12 protein-coding genes are annotated in these 20534 nt (G+C 43.1%); 3 read left to right on the forward strand and 9 right to left on the reverse strand.

What is annotated here, in order from left to right:
- Nucleotides 1–18: 18 nt before the first annotated feature.
- Complete coding sequence (locus ABMY35_RS04435) at nt 19–1350, reverse strand: hypothetical protein (RefSeq protein WP_349285188.1); 1332 nt, start codon at nt 1348–1350, stop codon at nt 19–21.
- A gap of 164 nt (nt 1351–1514) precedes the next feature.
- On the opposite strand from ABMY35_RS04435, the gene ABMY35_RS04440 reads away from it, so the two are divergent.
- Nucleotides 1515–3596 (forward strand): winged helix-turn-helix domain-containing protein, encoded by a 2082-nt coding sequence (locus ABMY35_RS04440; protein WP_349285189.1) that lies wholly within the window; start codon nt 1515–1517, stop codon nt 3594–3596.
- On the opposite strand, the gene ABMY35_RS04445 is transcribed toward ABMY35_RS04440, so the two are convergent.
- Nucleotides 3593–4945, reverse strand: a complete 1353-nt coding sequence (locus ABMY35_RS04445) for a sigma-54 dependent transcriptional regulator (protein ID WP_349285190.1) — start codon at nt 4943–4945, stop codon at nt 3593–3595. The genes ABMY35_RS04440 and ABMY35_RS04445 overlap by 4 nt on opposite strands.
- Nucleotides 4938–6341: a HAMP domain-containing sensor histidine kinase gene (locus tag ABMY35_RS04450; protein WP_349285191.1), complete on the reverse strand. Its 1404-nt coding sequence runs from the start codon at nt 6339–6341 to the stop codon at nt 4938–4940. Before ABMY35_RS04450 ends, ABMY35_RS04445 begins: the two co-directional genes overlap by 8 nt.
- 323 nt (nt 6342–6664) lie before the next feature.
- On the opposite strand from ABMY35_RS04450, the gene ABMY35_RS04455 reads away from it, so the two are divergent.
- On the forward strand, nt 6665–7267 hold the full coding sequence (locus ABMY35_RS04455) for a hypothetical protein (RefSeq protein WP_349285192.1): 603 nt from the start codon (nt 6665–6667) through the stop codon (nt 7265–7267).
- Nucleotides 7268–7326: 59 nt separating this feature from the next.
- Here the strand turns inward: ABMY35_RS04455 and ABMY35_RS04460 are convergent, their stop codons facing one another.
- The 5 genes from ABMY35_RS04460 to ABMY35_RS04480 form a co-directional block, all read right to left on the reverse strand.
- Nucleotides 7327–10617, reverse strand: a complete 3291-nt coding sequence (locus ABMY35_RS04460) for a methyl-accepting chemotaxis protein (RefSeq protein ID WP_349285193.1) — start codon at nt 10615–10617, stop codon at nt 7327–7329.
- 238 nt (nt 10618–10855) lie between these two features.
- Nucleotides 10856–14209, reverse strand: a complete 3354-nt coding sequence (locus ABMY35_RS04465) for an amidohydrolase family protein (protein ID WP_349285194.1) — start codon at nt 14207–14209, stop codon at nt 10856–10858.
- Nucleotides 14210–14305: 96 nt separating this feature from the next.
- Nucleotides 14306–16465 (reverse strand): ATP-binding protein, encoded by a 2160-nt coding sequence (locus ABMY35_RS04470; protein ID WP_349285195.1) that lies wholly within the window; start codon nt 16463–16465, stop codon nt 14306–14308.
- 98 nt (nt 16466–16563) lie between these two features.
- Nucleotides 16564–17220 carry a response regulator transcription factor gene (locus ABMY35_RS04475; RefSeq protein WP_138480030.1) on the reverse strand — a complete coding sequence of 219 codons (657 nt, stop codon included), beginning with the start codon at nt 17218–17220 and terminating at the stop codon, nt 16564–16566.
- A 226-nt stretch (nt 17221–17446) separates the two neighbouring features.
- Nucleotides 17447–17818, reverse strand: a complete 372-nt coding sequence (locus ABMY35_RS04480; RefSeq protein WP_349285196.1) for a histidine triad nucleotide-binding protein — start codon at nt 17816–17818, stop codon at nt 17447–17449.
- A 137-nt stretch (nt 17819–17955) separates the two neighbouring features.
- On the opposite strand from ABMY35_RS04480, the gene ABMY35_RS04485 reads away from it, so the two are divergent.
- Nucleotides 17956–18567 (forward strand): DUF2057 family protein, encoded by a 612-nt coding sequence (locus ABMY35_RS04485; RefSeq protein ID WP_349285197.1) that lies wholly within the window; start codon nt 17956–17958, stop codon nt 18565–18567.
- A gap of 87 nt (nt 18568–18654) precedes the next feature.
- Here the strand turns inward: ABMY35_RS04485 and ABMY35_RS04490 are convergent, their stop codons facing one another.
- Nucleotides 18655–20499: a M1 family metallopeptidase gene (locus ABMY35_RS04490; protein ID WP_349285198.1), complete on the reverse strand. Its 1845-nt coding sequence runs from the start codon at nt 20497–20499 to the stop codon at nt 18655–18657.
- Nucleotides 20500–20534: the final 35 nt, after the last annotated feature.

The raw sequence follows: 20534 nt of genomic DNA on the forward strand, positions 1-20534 counted from the left end.
AGTATGTCCTTAGTAAAATTAAAGTGCCTTGAGATGTGATTGAGCTTGTTCACTGAGTGAGGTGTTACCCTGTTGCTTATACAAGTCACTTAACTGTTGCCAAGCTGTTTTATTGGATGGGGTTTGTTCGGTTATACGCTTTAATATCGCGATACTTAGTTTGGGGTAATCTTGGTGATGCTTGGTGGTAAAAGCTAACATCAGTTGCTGATCAGGCTCTGAAAATGTGCTGGCAGCTTGCTTTAATGCTTGTAGCGCATGCTTATGTTCTGCAGAGTTTGCTTGTTGTTTTGCAAATACAGCAAGCTTGTGCCATGCAAACAAAGAATGCGGGTAAAGCTTGGTTAATTGCTGCCAAGTAGTGCGCGCAAGTTCGGGTTTATTTTGTGCTAAATATCGCTCGGCCCAGCGGTTAATAAAGTAATGTCTAAAGCGTGGTGAGGCGTCTTGCCACAATGAAAAAGCGAGCTCTAACTGCGCTGACTCCATTTTGTTTTGTGCCATGGCACTGTAAAAGCTTTGTAGGTCTTGCTCGTTACTTGTTTGCTGATACTTTTTTCGAATGGCAATGTATCGCTCAGTCAGTTGGGCTTTATTGAGATCAAACTGATTTAAATAATCTGTGACTGCGTAGTCGGGGTAAGCGCTTCGCAATGCCTCTGCGATGGCGATGGGCACAACCGATTGGTGATTTTGGTTAGCAATATGGCGCTGATTGAAAGCGGCGGTATTTTGTGTGACTTTATTGAGTAGTTGCGTATCACTTTGATGCCCGACTTCTTGTAGTAAAGTAACGAACCCTTGGTTGTCATCAAGTTGTGAAATTTGAGTGGCGGTTTGCTGCACATACTCCACATTTGGAAAGACCACAGAGAGTGCATGCAAATGGGTAAAGTACTGTTGTAAAAGTGGACTTTGATTGAGCAGGTAAGCAGCGCCATAGGAGTGTGCAAAAAGATGGCTTTGCTCGGTGAGGTATTTGTTTTGAACGAACCGGGTGAGTTCTGCTGAGATAAATTGTGACAGCGCCTCAGTTTGGTTGAATAAGGTTGAGTACCAAGCGGGGTTATTGATAAACACTACAATCGTTGCGGGGATCTCTTGATAGCCTTCAAGTTGGCGAATGCGGTGTAAAAAATCCCCCTTAAAATCACCCACGTAAAAGCCATGGGTATTAAGCACATAAACCACAGGATAAGATTTTTTATTGTTGTAATTATCGGGAAGATGCACCGAGATGCTTTGTACTTTAGCGAGTGCTAAAGATTGAATCTGGTAATCGTGCGATGTGTTGGCATAACCGCTAAGTGCAGTTAGCAGGCTAAATAAGATTAATATGGGTTTTAACATGACGCTTTGCTCCTTCGAATGATGGGCTCAACAGTAAACGAAGCACGCTAAAAGGCTGGGTGAAAAGCTGATTTATCACTGATTTTTGTCTGAGCAGGGACTGGTTAATCTGCTGTAAATCAGCTATTTTCCAATTCATAGCAGCAAGGCAGCAGTACATAACCATGAATACGCGTTATCAAATATTAGAGTGTGAAGTCGATTTTACTGAGCAAACCTTAGTCAGGGCAGGAGAAGTACATAAGCAACAGCACAAGGTGATGCAAGTGCTGCGTTGCTTACTCCAAAAGCAAGGTGAGTTGGTTAGCATCGATGAACTAATGAATGAAGTGTGGCCTGATACGGTTGTGTCTCCCAATACCTTACAGCGCTGCATAGCGCAGCTACGTAAAGGCTTAGGAGATTCAAGCCAAGCACAACGCGTTATTAAAACATATCCGAGACGAGGTTATGCCTTGGTGGCGCCTGTGACTGCACTTGAAGAGGTTGCTGCTACTGATAAAAATAGGCAACCTGAGGTATTACAACCGAGTGTTAGTCCCAATCAAGCTACTCAAACTAAGCCGCGAAAAAGCAAACTAAAAGCTTGGTTTATCGCTGTAATTGCATGCACAGTAATGTTTGCCTTGGTGATGATAATGATTGACCAACTGCATGTGCGTACAGACAATTCGAAGCCCAAGCGCGCACATATTACCTCAGTGATGACAGCCAGTGATGCGCATACTGGTCAGCCTAGATATGCCCCAAATGGCCAACACCTGCTATTTCAGCGTTATAGTGACTTTTGTGAAAGCACAGTCTGGTTGCAAAATGTCGAGAACAAGCAAGAAACACCGCTTACCCAGCTGCAAAAACGTATCAATGATGTTGCATGGTCTAAAGACAGTAATCGTATTTTAGTGGCGCAAAGCAACCCGTGTATTGCACCAACACATGAGCAGTGCTGGCAGCTTGAGTTGCTCACATTAGATGGGGCAATGCAGTTGAGCAACACCCAGTCAATCGGTAGCTGTGAGCATAAACGCATTAGCCAAGTTGCGTGGTTTAATGAACAGTCGGCTCTATTTATAGAGCGTACAGATCAAACCCATAGACAGCTTACAAAAATTGATTTACTGACCGGACAAAAACACAATTTCTTTGCACAGGGGGATGTGTTGTCGTTTACGTCGTTGGATTCAAATAAACTCGCTATACTCAGCCATCAGGGCAGTGCCCAACTAACTTTATATACGGTGAACGAATTAGGGGAAGTATTGCAAACGCAGCCGCTTGACTTTAACGATGCGCTGTCGGTGTTCTCTAGAAGTAAGCTGAGTTATGAGGCAAGCGACGCGCAATTATTGCTGGAGAATAACGGTCAATTATTTGCAATCACAGAGCAAGGGGCAATGCTCAAGCGTATGAGTTTACCTAACAACCTCTCTGATTTTTCAATTTCAAGTGATGCCATTGCCGCCACGCGAGGTCTCACAAAACAAGATGGTACTTTGCAAAGCTTAACGGATGACGAGCAAACACCGCTGTTTTCTTCTAAAGGCGTTGAAACTTATTTTCGCTTTGCGCCAAACTCTGACGCCATTGCGTTTGTCTCAAATCGCACCGAAGCATTACAAATTTGGGTGAGCAGCGATAGCATGGCTGCGCCTAAGCAGTTGAGCCAATTTGAGTCTGCAAAGCAGCTCAGAGGTCTTGAGTGGTTAGAGACGGGCGAACGTTTGATTTTTGTGATGAATGATCAGCTTGCGACATTATCTTTAACTGGAACACTTGAGGTTCTTAACCTACCGATGAAGGTGAAATATTTATACCAAGCCTTACCTAGTAATCATGTACTAATAGAGTATCAACATGATTATCAAGAAGTTGTGGCCACTGTCAATTTAGATACCTTAAAAGTCACACCAATTCACGCCGGTTTATTTAACGACGTGCAATTAGATACGCAAAATAACTTGTGGTTTGTAGACCGAGATAATCGACTCAATAAGATTGAAAACGGAGCTCTCTCTCGCCCACTTGCAGATGTAAAAGTGAATGGACTTAGGGCCTACCAGCAAGGAATGGCCATATCCGATAAGCATATGGCGCTATTTTATTTATCGGGGCAGCAGGGTGAGCCACAAAAAATACAGTCACTTGGCGCAGGAGCATGGTTGCAAGACATAAAAGATGCGCAGTTTATTTGGTCCCACAAGCATGCCCGAAACAGTGACATTGTTGAGTTGGCCGTACCGGATTAAAAGTTATGCTTTTCAAGGCGATATAAAAACTGTTTGTAGCTAATCCCCAATAGTTTGGCAGCTTGGGTTTTATTGCCGCCTTCGCGGTTTAGTGCTTGTTGTAAGCAATCTTTCTCAAATTCATCCCAATTTAAGCCCTCACTTGGTAAATTAAACAGTGCGTCGGTTTGCGTGCTGTTTGCCGTATTAGTGAGGTTTTCTTTAAGCTCAGCTTCATCCTGTAGAAGTACAAACTGCTCTAAGGTATTGGAGAGCTGGCGAACATTACCGGGCCAGTTAAAGTTGAGGAGGTGTTTTAGCAGTTTGCTGCTTAGCTGGGGGGCTTCAATACCGTATTGTTGGCTAAAGCGTTTTAAGAAGTGTTCGATTAAACGCGGAATATCTTCTTGGCGCTCACGCAGTGGTGGCATATGTAACGGCACCACATTTAGTCGATAGTATAGGTCTTCTCTGAATAAGCCATCTTGTACCATCTGTTGCAGGTTTTTATGACTAGCTGCAAGTACTCGGACATCAATATTGTGCTCTTTGGTATCGCCTACTGGCGTTACCACACCCTCTTGTAACAAGCGCAGCAGTTTGGTTTGTACATTGAGGCTCAGCTCTGCCACTTCGTCTAAAAATATCGTGCCCTTGTTGGCTGCGGCGAATTTACCGAGTTTGTTTTGCATGGCGCCTGTGTAGGCGCCTTTGAGCGCGCCAAATAGCTCTGACTCGGCCAAGTTTTCTGGAATAGCTCCACAGTTAATGGCGATAAATGCTTGCTTGCTGCGGTTAGAAAGCTGATGAAGTGCACGGGCAGCAAGCTCCTTACCTGTGCCGCTTTCACCGCTGATTAAAACCGTTGCGCTGGTAGCACTGACTCGCTCTATACGCTGAAAGACTTTTTGCATACACGGAGCATGACCAATGATATCGACCAACTGGTTTTGCTCGCTTATTTGTGAGCTGAGCTGCTGGTTGGCAAGGCGTAACTGATTGGCTTTATTAGCTTTGGCCAGTGCCAGTAATAATTCTTGACGCTGAAACGGTTTACTTAAGTAGTCATCTGCACCGAGCTCGATGGCTTCAACGGCATGTTCAATTGAACCATAAGCGGTGGCGACCACAATGCCTATGTGCTTTTGTTGTGCCCGCGCGTATTTGATCAAGTCCATGCCTGACAGGTTGCCTAGCTTCCAATCGGTAAAGATGAGTTCGATATCTGCGTGTTTTTTAAGAGTGACTATGGCATCTTCAACACTAAAAGCGCTATAAACTTGATAGCTCGCAGCACTTAACATCGCGCTGATCAGGGTATTTTGCGCTTGGTCGTCTTCAACCAACAAGATTGGCTGCGGTTTAGTCATGGACTGCTCCTTCTTCAAGCGATGACTGCGCTAATTGTAAGGTGACACGTGCGCCATTTTGTGTGTTTTGTACTTGAATATCACCTGCATAGTAAAGTTCAGCTAAGCGTTTGGCTAAATATAAGCCCATGCCCGCGCCATCTGCTTTGCTGCTCACATGAGGCTCAAATAGCTGAGTGAGAACATGTGTTTCAAAACCACCACCTTGATCTTCAACTTCCACAAATAACGTGTTTTGCTCTGAATAGGCATTTACCTTAATAGATTGGGTGTTTTGATTTGCTTGTTGCGCTTCAATGGCATTGACTAGCAGGGTGTGTAACATAGCGCGGATCTCAGATTCAGCCCCTTGTATGAACAAATCTTGCTGCACCTTAATATCAAGTTCAAAATTGAGTTTACCTATTTCGAGCTGAATATCTTGCAATACGGCCGCGATTGGGACTGTGTGTGTTCTAGAAGATTGCTGGTTACTAAGCTGCAATAAAGCGCTGATACTCTTATTTAAGTGGGTAATTTTATTATCGGCAATGGTTTTTAAACTGTGCTTGAGTTGGTTGTCTTGGCTTTGCCAAAACTGCTCAAGTGTGAGGCCCAAAGTGTGTAATGGGTTTCTCAAAGAGTGGGCAATAGCGCGACTTAACTCGCCGAGTTCCGCCAATTGTTTTTGTTGTTGTAGCTGTTTTTCAACTTGATTGAGTTGATCGAGCTTGTTGCTGGTGGCATTAAAACTGTCAATGCAAGTTGCAATTTCACCCACGCCCTGTGCAGGCAGTTGAGTACCAAGATTACCGTCTGATAAATCCTTAAAGCCTTGCTTGAGTGCAGTAATTGGCTGGGTGAGGCGATGAACAAAGTACAGCATTAAACCAACGGCAATGAGTGTCGAAAGTGCAATACTCCACAGGATGAGCGAAGTGAAGCGTTCGACGCTATGACTCTGGGTATGGCTGTTATGTTCAGTACTGATAATCTTCCTGATGCTTTTGTCATCTTCAAAATGAAAGAATACAGAGTTAACTTCATCTTTGAGTGATTCTGCTTTAATGGTAACAACGGGTTTTACAGGCTGTGTTGGTATTGGTGGTTTGCTTGGCTCAGGTACTTTTGAATTATCCTGAGGTTGTGGTGGTTCAGGTGGTCGCTCTAAGGTGTTTGAAATGGTCACTTTGTCAGACAAAATCACGACTTTAGGGATATCACTATCTAATTTGTGAATGATTTGATTGATATCTTCTCGCGCTTTACCAATTAGTTGCTTAGTGATCACTTTTGATTGCTCAGTAATATCAGCACTGACTTGTGATTTGAAATGCAAGACCAGCAAAGTTTGGCTTACTGCGAGTAAAAGAAATATCGCCAAAATGCCCAGAATAAAATAACGCTTAATCGTCACGCTTTCTCCCAATTAGATTTTTAAACTGTCTCTAAAACCCTTATTACAAGATGCATTCCAAAGTGCTAAATCGCAAGTGGTTTGTAAGTCTTTGAAATTATGCTAACTAATTAATGTCTTTTATATCTATTAGGTTTCACCTACTGAATATTCCTGATATCAGCCCTTTCATATCCCGATATCAGGATATTTATTACCTAGCTAGTAGTAAATTATTTTTAACCCCATGAAATATATATATAAAGCTATTTGGCATGGCTTTTTCTATATACAGGTCGACATTTTATTTTAGCGTGTATAAATCGCACCATAAGGAGAAGACCATGTTTTCAACCATTAAGTATAAAAAAGTAGTTAAAGCACTGGCTGCAGCGGGCCTTGTTGTCGCAGCCAGCAGTTATGCAGCTGATAAAGAAGCACACCATGTGATTAAAGTTAAACAAATTAGTGATGATGTAAAAGTCATGGTGAGTGAAGGGCACAACAGCGATGTGAGAGTTATTAAGCTTGATAAGGAAGATCTGGCGAGTGATGTGTTAGTTGAAAAGCTGGCTGACTTACCGGATGAAACCAGAGAAAAAGTAGAGGAGGTGCTGTCACAAATTAGTACAAAAGGTGATGATGGCGTGTTTCTCTTCTCCGATAAAGTGGTGCAAACCGTTAGCGAAGACGGAAAAAGCAAACACATGGTGTTTATACATGGTGGAGAAGATTTTAAACTTCACTTGCCTCCAGAGCCGCCTATGCCAGTCGACCCAGCTCAACCTGTTAGGCCAATTAAAGCAGCTAAAGTATTTAAGTTTTCGATTGGTACAGACGGTGAAGGCGACCATGAATTTAAGTTGATCACTTCATTACTAAAAGAAGCGCAGTTAACGCCTGAGCAAATTGATGAGCTACAAACTCTGCTAAATGAAAAGTATTAACTGAGTTTGTATAAAAGAAAACGGCCCTAATGGGCCGTTTTTGTGTTTATTGCAGGGGGCTATCGGTTGTAGTGATGCTCCAGTAGAGTGGGTTCTGCATAATCGCTTTCACCTAAATTGAAATACTCCAATGAGCGACGCATATTATGCGCTTGGTCTGCCATTTGCTTCGCAGCAGCCATGGTTTCTTCAGTAATGGCCGAGTTTTCTTGGATAAGATGGCTTAGACGCTGAACAACCGTATCGACTTCACGAATGGCCTGCTGCTGAGTCATTGTCGATTGGTTTATTTTCACAATCGAGTGATTTACTTGTGCAACTGCACCAACAATTTGTTCAAGCTTTTGGCCTGAGCTGTTTGCCAGCTCTGTGCCTTGTTCAACTTTGTCATTCGAGTTGGCAATGATGTCTTTGATCTGTCGAGCCGAAGATGCGCTACGACCAGCTAGTTCGCGAACTTCATTGGCGACAACCGCAAATCCACGACCATTATCACCGGCTCTGGCTGCCTCAACCGCTGCGTTCAGAGCAAGCAAGTTGGTTTGGAAAGCAATGCCGTCGATAACAGATACGATTTCATTGATGTCTTTGCTCGCTGTATTGACTTCGTCAATGGCTAATACCGTATCGTGTGATAATGTGCCACCTTCTTTTGCTATGGCTTCGGCACTTTCTGCTAGTTGTACTGCAACACCTGATTGGTCGGCGACTTGGCCAATTTCATCTAGCATGTTACTCGTACTGGCACTTGCTTCTTCAAGGTTTGCAGCTTGCTCTTCGGTTCTTGAGCTGATCTCAGTATTACTATTGGCGATTTCACCGGCACTTTGTGAGACTTGGTTAGCAGCAATCTGAATACCTTGGATCACTTCGGTCAACTTTGAAATAGTGCTGTTTACATCATTTTTAAGGGTTAAGAATACCCCTTGGTAATCACTATTGATGGTTTGTGTTAGATTACCTTGAGAGACTGCGCTTAACACTTGCGTAACTTCATTGATGGCATCCGAAATCGTATCGGTTGAGCCATTAATATCTTGTTTTAGTTGTAGTAGTTGGCCTTGTAAGTCAGATTCAATTTTCTTAGTGAAGTCACCTTGAGACATGGCTGCCATGACATTTGCTAGCTCTTGGATAACTTGGTCTAAGGTTAATACTGAGCGATTGATGTCTTGTTTAAGAGTATTTAGTTGCCCTGTCATGGGTGATTCAATGGTATGGTCAAAGCGGCCATGGCTAATTGCCATCATCACCGCAGAAATTTCATCCATGGCTTTATCTAGGCTGTTAATCGAGGCATTAATGTCTTGCTTGAGCTGACCTAGCTCACCTTCGGCATTACATTCAACGATGTGTTTGAAATCACCTTTATTCACAGCTGCCATGACATTGCTGATATCACTAATGATTTCAGCTAGGTTGGCAACACTGAAATTGATATCGTCTTTTAGTGCTTCTAGTTGACCTTGAAGTGGTAAGTTAACACGCTTGGAGAAATCACCCTGACGAATTGCACCCATCACCATATTAATCTCGGCAACGGCACCATTGATGCTTTTTACAGAATCATTCACGCTTACTTTTAGCTCGTTTAGCTTACCCTGCGCTTCAACTTGAATAGTGTCAGTGAAATTGCCTTTCGCGACATTGGCCATGGTTTCAACAATGGCATTCATGGTGCTATCGAGTGAGTTTAAAGAACAATTAATGTTGTCTTTAAGGTGCGCAAGATCCCCTGACATAGGCGCTTGCAATTGCTTATCGAATTGACCTTGAGACATAGCGCTGATGACATGGTTAATCTCACCGATCGCCACGTCTAAACTATTTGCACAGTTATTGGTTGCTTGCTTAAGGGTGTTTAGTTCACCTTTACATTCAACCTTTATACGGTCATGGAATTTACCGTCAGCCATTTCGTTAAGCACGCGGTTTGATGCGCTAATTGAAGTTTGTAGTGCTTCCAACAATGAATTAAACGCCACAGCACAGCGACCAATTTCATCTTTAGAAGAAACGGGTGCACGAAGTGAGAAGTCACCTTCTTTTTCAACGCGGCGCATGGTTGCCATTAAATCATGTACAGGTTGTGTTAGTGAGCGCGCGAAAAATACTGCGATTGCAATGATAAAAGCGATAGCAGCGGCAAGAATAGCCAATAATACATTGCGAAGGGTAGCGACAGCAGAAAACGCTTCGCTCTCATCAATTTCTGCAAGTAGCGCCCAGTTATTACCTAGAACATTAATATTGCGATAAGCAGATAGCACTGGCTGGCCATTATAGTCAGTAATAATTTTTTCACCTTCTTGACCAGACATAGCTAATTTAAAGGCTTCAGTATCTACACTTCCTTTAGTTGGATATTTAAACGAGTTAACAACAGAGTGATTTACTGGATCTAGAAATGAGTCCGAACGCATGAGTTTGTCAGGACCAACCAGGTACGTTTCTCCTGTTTCACCTAAGCCTTCGCGTTCAGTCATAATGTTATTCAGTGCATCTATTGATAGTTGAAATACTAAAGTAGCTTGCGGCATTCCATCATAAATAATCGGCGCAGCAATAAAGCTGGCAGGTGCATTATACGAAGGTAAATATTTTTGATAATCGACAAAGGCAAAATCAGTTTGACTGAATAAATCTTTGGCTTCATTAAATACTGCGGCGAGATTACTATTTGCGTAAGGGCCACTGTTTAAAGAAGTCGCAAAATCTAGTTCTTTAAAAACAGAGTAAACAACATAGCCGCTCTGATTGTCGATGATGAAAATATCGTAGAAGTCGTAAACGTTGGCGACTTCAGCAAAAAAGGTATGAAATTCTTGGTGTGCCAGGTCGTACGCATCATTATGACCCGTTGACACTAACGTTGATTTTTCGCCTAGCGGATGCGGGTTATCAGCAATATAACGAGCTTGTAACTCCAGTGCTCTAGGGCTCAAACCATCTAATATATAGCTTGGCACTGAAGCATTCGGATTTTCTGTATTAAATTTGTTGCGAAAGTCTTGTTGGTAATAATTGGTTAAGCTTTGAGGCTTGCTATCTAAACCACTTAATTCATTAAAGCTGGCTATGAATGCATTGGCAGCATTAGCGGTCTTTTGACTAATTGCAAGTGTATATAAGTTATCTTTGACACTTTCGAAATGTCGCGAGACTGCACTTTTCTTAATTTCACCAACCGCTGCAAGTTGTGAATAAGCTTGTTGCTCGAGTGCATTAGAAGCTTTAAATAGTGCGATCGAGATAATCACAACAATAGGCACTAATGCCACACTTAAAAACGCGGCGATGAGTTTTCTGCTCAGGTTTAACGAGCTGAAGTACTTCAATGGGCTAGTCATAGCGCATTCCTTTTTTAATAGTTTCATCTTGCACGAGATGAGAGCACGAACGACGACCTAAATCGAAAAGTATTAATTTTAAGTGTTTAGGTACAGATGCAAAGTTTAGAACAATTATTAATTGCGTCTACAGTTATCGTCCAGAATTGTTGCTAATTTAGGTGATTTTTTAATGATAGTAAAAAAGGCCGCAATTAATGCGGCCTTTTTCATAACTTATGACACAAAACAGCAAAAATTAATGCTTCCAGTGATATCTGTGTGCTTTTTCTTCCATATACGCCTCGGTTGCTGAGTGCATAGGTGCTTTGCTGCCGTTTTCGAAGAAGAATGGCTGACGTTTACGGTTGTAGTTACCTACTTCGTTCATCGTTGCAGCATCATAGATACGGCCATTTAGCACTGTGTAAGCGACTTTCTCTGACTGACGAATATCGTTTAATACGTCACCGTCGATGATCACTAAGTCAGCCAGTTTGCCTTTTTCAATGGTACCTATGTCATTGTCTAGCGCTAAGTATTTAGCACCGTCAATTGTACCACTACGTAGCGCTTCCCATGCAGTGAAGCCACCTTGTGCCATTGACCATAACTCCCAATGCGCGCCTAAGCCTTCACGCTGACCGTGCGCACCAATGTGAACCGTAACGCCTTTATCGCGTAATTGTTTCGCAGATTTAGCCGCATTGATGTGGTTATAGTGGTGTTCAGGTGCGGTAGGGCGACGAATTGAGCGTGGATTTAGAATGTACTCAGGTACGAATGCCTTTAAGCGTTCGTTCTTCCATACTTCGGTTGTATCGTAGAAGTAATCTTCACCTTTAATACCACCGTAAGCTACGTTAAACGTTGGTGTAAAGCCCGCTTTGGTTTGGCTCCACATTTGCACAACGTCTGAGTAGATGTTTGGAATTGGTAGCGCGTGCTCAAGACCTGTATGACCGTCGATGATCATGTTCATGTTCTGCTGGAACTTAGAGCCACCTTCAGGCACCACCATGATTTCCATTTCTTTCGCTGCTTCTAACACTTGTTGACGCGTGTCACGGCGAGGGTGGTTGTAGCTCTTCACAGAGATTGCACCGGCATCTTTTAAGCGCTTAACGTGGAACTGTGCGTCTTCAAGATTGTTAATCGGTGTTTTATAACCCGGTGCATTACCTGCGTATAAAATGCGACCTACAGAGTAAATACGTGGTGCAACGGTTAGACCTGCGCGCTGTAGTTCAGCCATTGAGAACACTTCGTTTGAATCGTTCGATGGGTCGTGGATGGTTGTAACACCAAAGCTCACGTTTGAGAACTGGTTCCAGTTCTGTTCAGGCTGTAAGTTGCGGCTACCATAGCTGCCGTGTGCGTGTGCATCAACAAGGCCTGGTATCACAGTCTTACCCGAGATATCCATGACTTTAGCTTTGCTAGGAATGTTCACATCGCCGCGCGTACCTACTGCAATAATACGGTTATCTTCAATAAGCACCACACCGTCTTCGATGATTTCTTGCTCTTTATCGGCATTACGCATAGTCACGACTTTACCGCCAACTAGGGCAAGTAGGCCTTCTGGCTTATCCGCTTTTTTCTCAAAGCTTAAGTCGATACCTTCAGCCGTTAGCTCGCTGATGTCATCTGCTGCGCCTTCTAAGAAGGCAAATGTATCAGTCAGCTTCCGCTGATAAAGGTTAGGGCCAAACGCCCAAGTCAATGCGCTGCTATCTGCTTTCCAGTTTAAGAAGTCACCAGAGTACTTAGACACTTGCTTAACAGGGAATGATTTAGTGCCCTTGTTAATTGATAGCGTTTTACCTGTACTCGTGAATGGCGCAACAAAGGTATTAAAGTTTTCAATGAAGGCCACGTATTTGCCGTTTGGCGATACGCGGTAGTCAAAGATGTACTGACCCTTGAAGTGTGAACGTGCTTGCTGGCCGTTTAAATCTACTGACTTAAGTTCTCGGCTAGTTTCACTGCTTGCAACATTGAAGAAGATGCGATCGCTGTCAGCGCCAAAGTGTGGGTTATCACCACGTTTGATGATGCGCTTTGCTTCTCCGCCCTTAACGCTGGTTAAGTAAATGCCCGGTTCCATTGACCAGTCACCACTGAGTAAGTAACCACCGGTTACTTTGCGGTAAAGTACTTTTTTACCATTTGGTGAGAAGCTCGGGTTGATGTAGTGACCTGGCTCTTGCGTGATCACTTTGCCTTTACCACCTTTTGCAGATACAACGCGAACCGCACCTAAATCTTTATCATCCCAGCTAGTGTAAACAATGTATTTACCATCACGTGAGAAGCTTGGATAGAACTCAAAGTGGTCGTTTTGCTTAGTCACACGCTTTACTTTACCTGACGCGATGTCTTTGGTGTAAAGATGGCCAAGTGCTTGGAATAGCGCTGTTTTACCATCTGGAGAAATTTGAGACCAACGTGCTAATTTCACTTTAAATGTGTCAGGTGCAACGTCTACTGCAAACTTCAGCGCTGGTGTGATTTGTTTTTCAGCCACAACGCGGGTTGGGATCACTTGCGCTTGCTTGCTGGCAATATCTACTTTGTGGAATACACCGCCCGACCAGAACACTAATGCTCTTCCGTCTGGCGTGTAAGCAAATGCTGGCGTATTACCTTGTGCGCCATTTGCTTCTTGTAAGTCACGGTCTAGACCTGCAAAGACTTCAGTCTCGATACCTGACTTAAGATCTTTGATATACAGGGCACTTTGCATCTCTTTGCCATTCTCGATGCGCTTTACAAATGCAAGCGATTTACCGTCTGGGCTTGGCGTTGGACGAATAGCACCACCTGAGCCGCGGATCACAGTCTCTTCTTCACCGGTTGCTAGATCCCAAGAGCGGATCTCAAATACTGACTCAAGTGCGTTTTTGTTATATTGCCAGCGTACACCTGCCGTGGCATCAACTGAGTAGTAAATCTTTTTACCATCTTTTGAGAAAGCTGGCTCTGCAACGTTCTTTTGTGACTTAGCGCCATGTAGACGCTCTCGTACAACTACGCCTTTGCCACCTGAAATGTGGTACATGCGGATAGAGCCACCCGGAATAGTACGACCCGTTACTTGACCTTGTTTAACCGCAATATATTGGCCATCAGGTGACCAGGCTGGGTTATGTAGCAGGTTGTGAGATTCGCCAGAAACTTTACGCATGTTCTCGCCGTTCACATCCATAACCCATAGGTTTTCAGCACCTTCACGGTCAGAAATGAACGCGATTTTAGACCCATCAGGAGAGAATTTCGGTTGGAAGTTCCATGCTCTGTCGTTGGTAACTGCTGTCGCTTTACCACCTGAGATAGGCATCACATAGATGTCGCCTAACATATCGAAGATAATGTTTTTGCCATCAGGACTAACGTCTAGGTTACTCCAGGTGGTTTCGTTGGTGTCGATGGTGATGGTTTGTTTTTCACCTGGTGGGTTGAGTACATCCCACTTGTCCGATTTTTTAGCTTCAGTTTTTACAGCGGCCTTATCGGTTGCTTTACTATCAGCATTAGCAAGCGCAGGAGCGCTTGCACCGAATACGGCTAAACTGACGGCCAGCGCCAGTGGTGTTTTAAGTAATGCCATAATGGTTCCCTTTATTTTTTTATATGTGTGATATTCACACTTGTCATTAGCATGACGAATTTGCTTCTAGGTGTCGACTCTGCGCGATAAAACGCCTTAATTCAGCGTTTGAGAGCGAACGAATTGCAAATATGCCGATAAGCTGTCTTGCCACAAGACCATGGCTTGAGTCAGTTCTTCGTGGGCAGATTTATCTTCTAGTAAACGGCGTTCGATGGTTTTTAGCATTTGCCCATAGCGATTAAAGCCTAATTGCAAGGCTGTACTCGCTTGGCGATGCAGCATTTTAATGCATTGGTCGTTGTCTATGTCTAACTGCTGCTGAATGCTAATTAATTTGTTGCGCGCAGAAAGTACGAATTCATTATAAATAGAAGATACTTCATCTTCATTAAAGTTTTTCTGTAAAGAGCTCGCCGCGGTTTCATCGTATAGCACATCAGCCAGTTCAACACTGATGGTAGGCTCTTTCAGTGTCTGTGAATCACTGATCGCTTGGCGTAGCTTCTCTTGTTTGATTGGCTTGGCAACAATGTCTTTGATCCCCAGCATCATATATTCTTTGATTTCATCCGGGCTTAAACTTGCTGTAAACGCGAGGAAAGGCGTGCGCTGATTTTTATGTTCTATTTTCTTCAATGACTTAAGTACTTCTTGACCGGTTAAATCCGGTAGGTTCATATCGAGTAGTACGGCATCAAACTGGTGGTACTGGAGTAAATCGAGTGCTGACTGTCCTGTGGTTGCTAGCTTAACTTTGTGCTCATCCTCAGCCATAAACTCAATGGCAATTTTTTGGTTTAACTCTAAATCTTCGACTAATAAGATATTAAGCCCAGTCACGCAGTCTGTTTCTTGAAGGCGTTGTGGTACAAGGCTGAGTTCACCAATAACAAGGTTTAAACTAAAACTAAACACACTGCCTTTATTTAACTGACTGGCAATTTCGAGCTTTGAACCTAAACGTTCGAGTAAACGTGCGGTAATCGCCAGTCCCAAGCCAGTACCGCCTTTTACTTTGCCAGCGCTACTTTGCACATAAGGTTGAGTTAGTTTTTCAATATCGTCATCTTCAATGCCAGGACCTGAGTCGATCACGCTGAATGTGACGGTATGTGCCATAGCACTATCTTGCTCAAGGTGGACTTTAATTTTTACTGATCCTGAGTCGGTAAACTTAATGGCATTGCCGACGAGGTTAATGATGATTTGTCGAAGCTTTTGTTGGTCACAGTAATAACAAGCCTGTTCAGGCAGGTCGTAGTCGAGCTCAAACTTTAATTGTTTTTGTTCTGCTAATGGCGTGAGCAGCAAGCAGAGATTATTTAACCAAGTCTTGAGCTCGATATCTTCTTCATAGAGTGACTCATCACTTTGCTCTAAACTGGCGTAATCGAGTACTTTATCAATGAGTAAATTAAGCGATTCTGCGGAATTAATAATGGCTTCGCAATAAGCTTTATTTTTTGGGCTCTTAGTGCGGCTTAATACCAGTTGTGCACTGCCTAGAATGCCGTTAAGTGGGGTGCGAATTTCGTGACTAACAGTAGATAAAAATAAGCCACGTATTTCTAAATCTTTTTGTGCTTTTTCAGTCAACGCATTTAGATGTAATTCACGTCGTTCATTACAAAGCAGGGCCATGCCAGTAGCATAGAAGATTGGAGAGAGCACGCCATTAATGAATACGGTGGTGGTGAACCAAGTGTCTTTCATAATGGTTAGGTGTGTGACATCATCCATCATAATTGAGCGACCAATGAAAGCGATAAGCAAAAGGCCAAGCACTATGGTATATACAATGGTGCCATTGGGGTAGCGTGGGCGCGCAAAACGCCAAAACATTGATAGCAGCAGCACAATTTCAGCGATATGCTGTAAGTCCGAAATCCAGATCCGTGCTCTTAAATTATCATCGACTATGCTGAAGTAGCCTAAAGCAACGAGTAATAAGCAAGTAAAGGCTAAGAAACTTTTTAATTCCCACCCTTTATGCTCTAAGAATTGGCTGATCGCCAACACATGGATAATTGATGCACCAAATAAAAGCGCATTGCCGATCCCGATTGTTTGCCAATGCCCTAAATAACCATGTAATGAGAAACTCATCGTCGCCAGAAATAGTACCAGCGGATAGAGGATATAAGTGGCTGTGCCGGGTATGTTTTTATTGGTTCGCCAAGTTAAATAGCACAACAAGGTCATCATGGCCATCATAGCGCCACTGGTAAAATAGAGAGTTTTGGGATCAAACATACGCGTCGAACTTATTAAGTAATGGCTCTAGCATAGAGGGAAGTTAGGTACAGGTAAAGAAAGAGGAAGCTAGGCTTCCTCTTTTTAGAATTGTTTTGTTAACGAATTTCGTCTGGGATATTTTGTTGCGCCCAAGACAATAATTCAATTCGGTTACGGCATTTAGTCTTTCTGAATGCACTGTAAAGGTGTGTTTTAACTGTATGCGGGCTGATATTTAAATCTTCGGCGATTTCTTTGTTCTTCGCTCCCTTACTCATCAGTGAGATGATGGCTTTTTCACGTTTGGTCAGCTTAACTGGTTCAATATCGCCTTCAGTTAATTTATGAAGGGCATCTTTATTGAATTGCAACATACGGTTAAGGGCGTTACACATGATGTCACGACGATACCAAAGTTGGTTCTCCATCAGTAAGCGGATCCCCTTCATCAGTACATCAGCGTTATCTGTGGTATAGAATACGCCGCGAATACCACTTAGTAATGCACGGTTTGCAAGTTCAGGGTTTTCGTCTAGATTAAATAGCACGATATCGCAATTTACTTTTAGCTTAACTAAATGTTCTTTTAGTTTGTTCCATGCATCGTTTTGCGCGGTTTCGATGAATAACAATCTGGTATCTTCTGGCACTTCAGTAATGTCTGTGCCGGTAGTGACTTCTAAACCTTGGGTTTTGAGTAAAGGTTGAAGGACATTAATGCCAATTGTATTAATTGGCTCTTTATCTAAAAGTAAAAAGGCGGTACTGCTCATTTTAAATGGACGCTCTCATTCAAATTATTGCTTTAATGCTAACACGCGACTCAGACCTTTTGTATGAGTTTGCTACTAAAAATATAGAAAATTTTGCTATATATACAAGCATTTTTGTTAAATAATGCGACTAATTGGTATTTTTAATTTTAACCAATTGATAATGTTATTATTTTGTTAGCTGCATTAATAGCTTATTCATTTACATTTATTAACACGGAATTTTTTAAATTAATTCCTTTTTCTTATTTGTGAACGGCGGCCAGCCCATTTCTAAACCTGCCAGTACGTGCAAGTGAACATGAAATACAGTTTGACCCCCATGCTCATTACAATTCATCACGACACGATAACCATCTTCTGCAAAGCCATGCTCTTTTGCCAACTTTGCTGCCACCACGTAAAGTTGACCAATTAAATGGGCGTTAGTTTCATTAACATCATTGATAGTAGCGATGGGCGTTTTAGGAATTACCAGCACATGAAAGGGGGCCTGCGGATTAATGTCTCGAAAAGCCAGTGTGTTTTCATCTTCATAGATGATGTCGGCAGGAATTTCTTTACTAATGATTTTGTCAAAAATGGTGGCTTCGGCCATGATCTATCCTAAAAGTATGTTGTTGCTATCTATCGGTTTATTAGACTGTTTTAGTATCTATACACTAATGACAAAGAATCTATGAACTGTCAAACTGCAAATGGTTAGATGATAAAAATTCAATGAGGGAGAGTGCGATGAGTCAAACTAAAGGCTTAATTTTAGCGGTTTTGTTGGGGAGTTTTAACTTTGCAGTGAAGGCTGCAACACTTAGTTTTCCTGAAGAGCTGATCCCAATCACTGTCAATGGCAAGCAAGTTGAGCACTCTTTGTTTAGTAAGAAACTCGACTTTGATTTGCCAATAGGTACTCATAAAGTACAGATAAAATATAGTGACCTATATGAGCTAGACTATGATGAGCACCAAACCGTGTCATCAGCGCCTTTTTGGGTTGAAGTGGCTATTACTCAAGATGGCCAATATCAAATTGGTTTTGATAGAGCGAAAGATGCGGATGCTGCCGAGCGGTTTGCTAAAGCGCCGAGTGTATATGTGATCGCACCGAATAAATCTCAGCAATTGGCTGTCAAAGTAAAACCAAAAGCAGTGACCGCTCCTGCTGTGGTCGCAGCAACAGTTCAAACTGCAGCAGCGCCAATAGCGATGACAACACAGGTTGCGCCCAATAGTAGAAAACTGATTGAAGGGGTGACGCACCCAAGTGCAGAGCTTATGTTGCATTATTGGTGGCAACAGGCCGATGAAAAGCAGCGAGAGGCATTTTTGAAAGCGGTTAAAGTGAATTAAACACGCTTCAAGTGCATTTGTTAAATTGAGCTATATAAAACAAAAAGGGCCGTAGTTAGGCCCTTTTTGTTTATATTTATATTGTGTTTATTTAAAAATCGCGTCCACAGTACCTTGCGCTAATGGGTGATAACCTGGACGTGCATTATTATATACCTTTTGTGCCCAATCGCGTTTGCCGTGTTGCACAAGAGACTTATACAGCGGCACGATAAGCTTACGGCGGCCAATGCTTGTTAAATGCTTATCCAGCGCCGGATAAATGGCCTCATACCCATTACCTACAGCCAACATATACCAAGCAAATGCGCGCTCAGCGTTAGTTGAATTAGTTAGGTTAAATGCTTCGTCTAACTTCGCCATTTTATCTAGGCTTAAATCACGCGGTAGGTTATTTAAAAAGTGTAACCACTCGTGCACTGTCCATGCGTCCGTTGGTAAGTCTGCTAAGTCTTTGTCACCTTTCAACCAAGCTGCAGTTGCAGCATCGACTTTATTAAACGCATCGGAAGTCGGGTTTGGTGCATCTGCAGGTAAACCCGGCTCGTAGATCCACTCTTTAGCTTTTTCTAGAGACACGATACCTGGGTGCTTTTCTAGTAGGTGTGTATTTAGGTATTCAACAAACTCTGCTGTTGTCAGAGACTTAAACGAATACTTTGCAAAGTAACCTTTTACAAATTCGTCAAAGCGTGCACGACCATATTTTTCTTCTAAGTAAATTAAGAATAACTGACCTTTGATATAGGGGACTTTACTGAACGCATCATCTGGATCGCGACCATTCAACTTCAAGTTAAGGCGGGTATCAGGCTCAGGAATGTTGTTAAGTTGTGCACGCAGACCTGCGGCATCTAATGCTTGCTCCATTACAGCACGGTCGCGGCCAAATACTTCTTCCATGATGCGGTTTTCAACATAAGAGGTGAAACCTTCATTTAGCCATAAGTCTTCCCACGTCGCGTTAGTCACTAGGTTGCCTGACCAAGAGTGCGCAAGTTCGTGGGCAATTAGGTTAACTAGGCTCTTGTCACCAGCAACAACGGTTGGGGTGATGAATGACAGGCGTGGGTTTTCCATGCCACCAAACGGGAAGCTTGGCGGCAGCATCAGTAGGTCGTAACGACCCCATGCATATTCACCGTACATTACGTTGGTTTTGTCGATCATCGCCTGTGTGTCATTAAACTCTGCCACTGAGGCATCAAGAATTTGTGGCTCTGCGAAAATCGCAGTCTGGTGCGACATTTCTTTATATTCAAGGTTACCCGCACCAATAGCAATGAGGTAAGGTGGAATAGCCTGCGGCATATCAAACCAGTAGTCACCGTCTTTAACAAATGCTTCTGAGTTATCAGCACTCATGACCGCACGAACATCTTTTGGTGTTTGAATACGGGCTGTGTAGGTAGTACGCATTGCTGGTGTGTCTTGCACTGGGATCCAGCTACGCGCATGGATTGCTTGTGACTGACTGTACATAAACGGGTGTGTTTTACTGGCAGTTTGTACCGGCGTTAACCATTGAAGGCCTGACGCTTGCGGTAAGCTGTTGTAGTAAATACGGGCTTTTTTAGCTTGTTCTTTAAAGCGAATGGTCAGCTTTGCGCCTTTTACGCCATTGCGTTGTGCTAGGGTGAAATCTGCTTTATGCCATTGGCCGTTTTTACCTTGGTACATCACCTTATCTATTTCAAGGTCGCGTGTATCTAGTACTAGGGTGCGCGCTGACGCGTTGCGCCAATCAAGGGTGTGCTCTACAAAGCCTTCCAGTTGCTTATCTGCAAAATCCACGTCTAGGTCTAAATGCAGGTGGGTACTGACTACATCTTTTAAATTTGCATAGGTATGTTCGTCGAACGCCTGTGTTGCCAATGCGCTGTGAGAGAAGCCTGCCAGCATTAAGCTTGCGGCTAAAGCAGTTTTTTTCATTGTTTATCCTTGCACGGATTGAGTAAACGAGCGGC

It is taken from the genome of Pseudoalteromonas sp. BZB3 (assembly GCF_040104455.1).
Classification (GTDB): Bacteria; Pseudomonadota; Gammaproteobacteria; order Enterobacterales; family Alteromonadaceae; genus Pseudoalteromonas.

What these genes read in the sequence shown, in the direction of transcription:
- ABMY35_RS04435 (WP_349285188.1), bottom strand. Translation starts at nt 1,350, where the DNA reads ATGTTAAAACCCATATTAATCTTATTTAGCCTGCTAACTGCACTTAGC.
- ABMY35_RS04440 (WP_349285189.1), top strand. Translation starts at nt 1,515, where the DNA reads ATGAATACGCGTTATCAAATATTAGAGTGTGAAGTCGATTTTACTGAG.
- ABMY35_RS04445 (WP_349285190.1), bottom strand. Translation starts at nt 4,945, where the DNA reads ATGACTAAACCGCAGCCAATCTTGTTGGTTGAAGACGACCAAGCGCAA.
- ABMY35_RS04455 (WP_349285192.1), top strand. Translation starts at nt 6,665, where the DNA reads ATGTTTTCAACCATTAAGTATAAAAAAGTAGTTAAAGCACTGGCTGCA.
- ABMY35_RS04460 (WP_349285193.1), bottom strand. Translation starts at nt 10,617, where the DNA reads ATGACTAGCCCATTGAAGTACTTCAGCTCGTTAAACCTGAGCAGAAAA.
- ABMY35_RS04465 (WP_349285194.1), bottom strand. Translation starts at nt 14,209, where the DNA reads ATGGCATTACTTAAAACACCACTGGCGCTGGCCGTCAGTTTAGCCGTA.
- ABMY35_RS04470 (WP_349285195.1), bottom strand. Translation starts at nt 16,465, where the DNA reads ATGTTTGATCCCAAAACTCTCTATTTTACCAGTGGCGCTATGATGGCC.
- ABMY35_RS04475 (WP_138480030.1), bottom strand. Translation starts at nt 17,220, where the DNA reads ATGAGCAGTACCGCCTTTTTACTTTTAGATAAAGAGCCAATTAATACA.
- ABMY35_RS04480 (WP_349285196.1), bottom strand. Translation starts at nt 17,818, where the DNA reads ATGGCCGAAGCCACCATTTTTGACAAAATCATTAGTAAAGAAATTCCT.
- ABMY35_RS04485 (WP_349285197.1), top strand. Translation starts at nt 17,956, where the DNA reads ATGAGTCAAACTAAAGGCTTAATTTTAGCGGTTTTGTTGGGGAGTTTT.
- ABMY35_RS04490 (WP_349285198.1), bottom strand. Translation starts at nt 20,499, where the DNA reads ATGAAAAAAACTGCTTTAGCCGCAAGCTTAATGCTGGCAGGCTTCTCT.